This window comes from Nevskia soli, assembly GCF_903970205.1.
Classification (GTDB): domain Bacteria; phylum Acidobacteriota; class Terriglobia; order Bryobacterales; family Bryobacteraceae; genus Bog-113.
The window spans coordinates 1-6,096 of the sequence record NZ_CAJCHS010000129.1 but is presented as its reverse complement, the minus strand read 5'-3'; the positions used below and the strand labels follow the sequence as shown (position 1 = coordinate 6,096).

General features: G+C 58.5%; 3 protein-coding genes and 1 pseudogene. 2 read left to right on the top strand and 2 right to left on the bottom strand.

Going from position 1 to position 6,096, the window contains the following annotated elements:
• Positions 1-3,677, bottom strand: a 3,677-nt coding sequence (locus H1Y01_RS05760; protein ID WP_180539389.1) for a carboxypeptidase regulatory-like domain-containing protein, incomplete at its 3' end; no start/stop codon positions are given.
• A 286-nt stretch (positions 3,678-3,963) separates the two neighbouring features.
• Between H1Y01_RS05760 and H1Y01_RS05755 the strand changes: the two genes are divergently transcribed.
• Complete coding sequence (locus H1Y01_RS05755; protein WP_180539387.1) at positions 3,964-4,767, top strand: N-acetylmuramidase domain-containing protein; 804 nt, start codon at positions 3,964-3,966, stop codon at positions 4,765-4,767.
• Between the two features lie 59 nt (positions 4,768-4,826).
• Here the strand turns inward: H1Y01_RS05755 and H1Y01_RS05750 are convergent.
• Positions 4,827-5,316 (bottom strand): annotated as a pseudogene (locus H1Y01_RS05750) (hypothetical protein); the annotation flags it as partial.
• Between the two features lie 78 nt (positions 5,317-5,394).
• Here H1Y01_RS05750 and H1Y01_RS05745 point away from each other — a divergent pair.
• A partial coding sequence (locus tag H1Y01_RS05745; protein WP_180539385.1) for a trehalose-6-phosphate synthase occupies positions 5,395-6,096 on the top strand: 702 nt, incomplete at its 3' end.

Genomic DNA, 6,096 nt, shown 5'->3' with positions numbered 1-6,096 from the left:
GTCAGGTGTAAGGCCAGTTGCAGGAATCGCGAGCTTCCGATGGTGTGCTGGATGATGCCGAGGCTGCCGGCCGGCGGATACTGCGGCGGCGGCGAGTACCCGGGGAAGAACTGAACGTTGTTGTTTGGCGTGTCGAAATCCGGCTGATTGAAGATGTTAAACGCATCCGCCTCGAAGCGCAGGCGGGCGCGCTCCATCAGATGAAACTCCTTCTGCAGACTCATATCCCAACGCACCTGGAAAGGTCCGCGGAATTGGTTGCGCCCGGAGTTTCCATAGAGCGATTCGTAAGTGTCGCATTCCTGCGTCCCGCCCGGTCCCATGTTGTCACAAGGAGGCACTCCGTCCTGCCCGGGCGCGAGGAACTGCGGAGCAAAGGCGCTCGAGTTAAGGACCGGCAAGCCTGCGTTGACGCCGGTTGTGCCCTGCAGCTGCGCTTGTTTCGAGGTCGTGCCCGATTTGAGAGGCACAATCGGGTTGCCGATCTCGTCGTCGGTTCCGAAGTAGAGACTGGCTACCGATCCGGAGAAGTCGTAAACGCTATAGGGCTGACCGCTTTGCGCGACCGTCTGCCCGCCCAGTGTCCAACCATTGATGAAAGCGCCCGCTAACTTATTAGTCGTAAAACTCGGGATGGTGTAACTGTAATTGACCAGGAAAACGTGCGTCTGGTCGAAGTCCGCGGTACCGTAATTGCTGCCGGGATAGAGTGGATTATTACCGGTAAAGAACAGACCGAGGCCGCTCTGCTCATCGAGGGCGTGCGACCAGGTATACGAAGCCGTGAACTGTAGACCGAACGAGAGGCGCTTGCGCGCTTGTAACTGGAGCGCGTTGTAGTTCGAGTTCCCCTCGGCCTCATAAAGAACGGAGTTCATGTCGTATCCGATATAAGGGACGCGGATCGGTGCATTACCCGCATACTCATTCGTGGAAACCGGCTCCAGAGCCGTTTCATTCAGGCCGTAGGAGTAGATCTGACCATTCACCGGGTTCTGCGGCGTAGCGATCTGGGGCTGGTTGAACGGAATCGGCAGGACTTGATGAACGCCATGATTCCCGACATAACCCACGGTGAACAACCAGCTGTTGGAAGCCTGGTATTGGATATCGAACGTCCAGTTTTCCGAGTAAGGAAGCTTGTTATAGATGTCGTAGCCGCCGTAGAGGAAGGGGCCGAAAAGGTTCCCGGCCGGGTAGGTACTGTTGGTGGTTTGCGCCAGGTTCGGAAGCAATGCGAGAAATGCCGCTTGCGTAACCGGCGGCGGGGCAGGCGCCGTGGAGCCAAACGGCTCGGAGATGTTGGCGCCCTTGGGAGCGGAGATCGGACTAACAAACGGGGGCGCCAACGTGACGCCGAACGGCCCGTTGAATCCGCCGCCGGCGCTCGGAGAGAGCTCGCTAAAGAACTCTCCGCGGTCATAGTAGATGCCGAAGCCGGTCCGGACCGTGATCTTATGAGTCGGGGAATAAGCGATCCCGATGCGGGGAGCGAATCCCCACTGATTATTCTTCATCAGCGAGTCACTCGCGCCGGGAGTACCGAATGTCGGGTTGTTACCGGCAACTTCCAGACCCGAACCCGTAATCGTATCGGTGGCGGCATCGTAGGAGTAGAGGCTGGGGTTAAAGCCGGTAAGCCGGCCGTACTTCTCGGAGAGCGGGCCAAGGTAATCCCAACGAAGCCCGAGCGTTACCGTAAGGTTACTTAGGACCTTGTAGTTATCGTTAACAAAAGCGCCGATCGTATCCGACCGGTAGTAGCGGTTGGCCGAACCGTCGAATGCCTCGCCGGTGCGAACAGCGCCTTCGACAAAACTGGTGAAAGTCTTGAAATTCAGCGTGTCGGTATTGGTGTTGTCATTGATGATGTTGAGCTGCGTATGATCCCAGAGCGCCCCGAACGCGAGTGTATGCTTGCCCTTGACCCAGTTCAACGTGGTGCCGTACTCCCATTGGTTCTGGTACATTCCGGCGTTTCCGAAGCTGGTGCTGGGACCAAACTCGAGCCCCTCATAAATCGTCGGGTCAGCAGTTGAAATGTCGATTTGCGGGAAAGTTGTGGAGCCGAGCAAACTCGTTCCGATATCCGCCGGCGAGATTACCTGACCGGTTTGGGCGAACGCGCGAAGGCGAGTGAATCCTGCGCGCTGCTGCCAGGTCAAAGTCGGCGAAAGGACCACGTTGTTCTCCACGGAACCGACCTGACTGCCCGCGGCTAGCTGCTGCGAAAACCCAAGTAAGCTACCGACCGCCCCAAACGGGTTCGTCGTGGGATCGTCCTGAATGAAATACTTGACGGTCAAACGATCTTTGTCGCTCGCGTTATAGTCTACCGAGGCGATACCTTGATCCACGTTCGACTGAGCATTCGGGCCCTGAACCACGGCGTCATAACCCAGATCGGTCGCTTGCGCGGCGTTGGTGATCTGCGCGCTCGGAACGATGTACTGGCCGTTGGGCAGCTTGGCATTCAAAATCGCCATACTTACCGGGCTAATCTGGCTGGCCGCGATCGTCGTACCGAAGCTGCTCTGTATCGCGTTGATGATTCCCTGGGTGCTTCTATCATTGGTGAGCCCCAGCGGAACCGTCACATCCTTCGTCGCATCGGTAGCGTCGGCGACCCGGATGCCCTGATAGGAAAGAAAGAAGAAGAGCTTGTTCTTGACGATCGGGCCGCCCAGAGTGGCGCCGAACTGGTTACGATTTTCGTAAGGATCCTTAGTGGTCAATGCCGGAGAAGCGTTATAGAAGAAGGGAGCGGCATTCATGTCGCTGTTCTGAAACTTCTCGTAGACCTGGCCATGAAACGCATTGGTTCCGGACTTCGTGATCACTCCGATATGCGCGCCGCTGTGCGCACCCTGAGAGGCGTCATACATGGCGGAGTTGACGCTGATTTCCTGGATCGCCTCGGTTGGGGGAGTGGGGAGCGCCTGCCCGATGGCGCCGTAGACCGAGGTGCTGGTCTGGATCTGACCGCCGGCGCCGAAGTTCTCGCCGGTGTTGAGGACGAACCGGTTCTCGCCGACCTGACTGGTGGAATTGCCGTTGAACAAGTTATCCGTACTAACGCCGTTCAGCGAGAAGCTGTTGCTGGTATCGCGCTGGCCGTTCGCAAAGATCGCCTGGTTGCCCAGTCCCGAGTTACTGCCCGCGCCGCCGAGAAAGTCGGCGTGAACGCCGGGGCTCAAGATCGCTAACTGGGTAAAGCTTCCCGTCCCGAGCGGTGTCTGCTGAATGGTGAGCGCATCTACGATATATCCGGTTGTGGTGTCCACCTGATTCATCAGCGGCGTGCCGCTCACCTCGACCGTGTTGGTCACGGCGCCGATTTGCATGGTGGTATCGACCGTAGTGGTGCGATTCGCTTCCACCAGGATCTGATCGTGTCTCTCCTTCTCGAATCCGGTCTTGGCAAACTCAATCGAGTAAGTGCCGCCCGGGATGTTCGATACGGAGTAGGAGCCATGGGAATCGGTTAACGCGGGGGCTTCAAGGTTCGTCGCCACGTTGCGGGCGCGCACGGTCACATCCGGCAGCACCGCGCCGCTCGGATCTTTCACCGTGCCCGTAATTGCCCCTAAAGTTGACTGCGCCCACGCAGGCGCTCCCATAAACCACACAGCTATAACCAGTAAACAAAGCGCGCAGCGGCGCCCGATGATTGTCATGTTGTGATCCCCGAAGTCGATAAAGATCCTGAAGCGAGAGATTCAGGCAGCCGTTAAAAGGCGCGCTATCTTTTTGCCCATTGTAAGGCGAGCAACGGGGCTCAGGGTTGATTGTAATCGAAAATTCATAGCTTTGGGTTCGGTCACGCAGAAAAAAATTCGGCCGCTTTTCAGTTGCTCGCGGAACCGCTTCCGCGATTAAGTAGCGGGTTCGATGTTTAATGATGCTGGATATCGTTTTCCGGAAGCTGTATTATTTCGACAACCCCTTTAAAGGAGGGTTCCAATGGAATACGTAGGAAAATCGCAGGCCTTGAGCAGCGCGGGGCTGGCGGCCGCGGCGCAGAGCCTCGGCGTCAAAGCTCCGGAGATATGGGCCTTGGTTGCGGTCGAGACGTCCGGCTGCGGGATGCTGCCCGATCGCCGTCCTCAGATCCTTTACGAGCGTCATATCTTTTCACGACTGACCGGCGGCCAGTACGACGACGGCGATATCAGCGACCCGACGCCCGGCGGGTACGGGCCGAGCGGAGCGCCGCAGTATGACCGGCTCGCCCGCGCCGTCGCGCTGGACCGCGAAAGCGCCTTGAAGAGCACCTCGTGGGGGCTCGGGCAGGTGATGGGCGAGAACTACGCGTCGAGCGGGTTCGGGTCCGTGGACGATATGGTGGCGGCGATGGTCGATTCCGAAGATGCACAACTCGCGACGGTCTGCCAGTTCATTCTCCACAACAAGCTCGATAACTATTTACAGGTGCATGACTGGACGTCGTTCGCCTCTAAGTACAACGGGCCTAGCTATGCGAAAAACTCATACGACAGCAAGCTTCGTGGTGAGTACGGGAAGTATAGCGTGGGAGCGCTGCCTGACCTTGATGTGCGCGCCGCCCAACTTTATCTCACGTTCGCCGGCTATCATCCAGGCGGAGTGGACGGGTTGATGGGGTCCCGGACAACGGCGGCGGTCAACGACTTTCAACAGGACCAGGGACTGTCCGTGACCGGGATTGTTGACGATGATCTTGTGGCTGCGATCTACGCGGTGGCAACAGCGCAACCCGCGGCTGCAAGCGGCGCCTCCGCGGGCTAATTCATCTGCGGCTTTAAAACGACCTTGATGCAGCCGTCTTCCTTGTCGCGGGACGTCTTCTACATAGCCGGCGCGTCATCTAACTTGACGCGGTGAGTAATCAAAAACGAAGGATCGATCTCGCCGGCAGGGATCTTGTTCAGCAGCGGTTCCAGATAGCGCTGGACATGGGTTTGGCCGGTCGGGGACGCCGTCGATCGCAATCACGCGTACGGCGCCGAACATCCACGCGCTACCAATCGCAAACTGACCGACTGGCCCGCAGCCCCAAACCGCGACCGTATCGCCTTTCTCGATTTCGGCATTCTCGGCCGCCATATAGCCGGTCGGGACGATATCGGAAGGGAATAAGACTTGTTCATCGCTTAGTCCGTCGGGGATCTTGATAGGTCCGACATCGGCAAATGGAACACGAAGGTATTGCGCCTGTCCGCCGGCAAACCCGCCGAGCACGTGCGAGTAACCGAAGAGTCCGGCAGGCGAGTGCCCCATCGCCTTCTTAGCGATCTCCGCGTTGGGATTCGATGTGTCGCAGCATGCGCCCATGCCAGGTAAGTGCTTTCATCATTTGGGGCGGCGTAGTGCGAACGGTGACGAGGGTCCACGGGTTGCGCGAGACTTAACCAAGTGGCCGACTTCAAAAGACTCCTCGTAATATCCAATCGTTTACCCGTCTCGTTATCGCACGCCGGCGGCGAGTGGATCACGAGCCGCAGCGCGGGCGGACTCGCGACCGCGATGGATCCGATCCTGAAGCGCACCGGCGGCGCCTGGATTGGTTGGAGCGGCGCGCGGGAGCAAGTACCCGACGACATACTAAGTAAGCTGCGTGAAGAGCAGCGTGCCATCCCGGTGCGGCTCGCGCCCGAGCACGGACTGCGCTTTTATGAGGGCTACGCCAACCAGGCAGTCTGGCCGTTGTTCCACAGTTTCATCTCGCGCGCGAAGTTCGTCCCGGAGAACTGGAGCAGTTATCACGACGGCAACGAGCGGTTCTGTGACGCAATTGTGGAACAGTACCGGGAAGGCGATCGGATCTGGGTACATGACTACCATCTGATGCTGCTGCCGCGCATGCTGCGAAGGCGTCTCCCCGACGCGGCTATTGGATTCTTTCTGCACATTCCGTTTCCTTCTTCCGATATCTTCGCGGTGTTGCCGCGCGGAGAGATGCTATTGCGCGGCCTGTTAGGCGCGGACCTGGTTGCATTTCACACGCACTCCTACTTACAACATTTCCGGCGTTCGCTGCGGAGGCTGCTGGGAGTTGAGAGCACGTTGGACTGCGTGGAAGCCGCCGGCCGGCGCATCCGCATCGAGGCTCTCCCG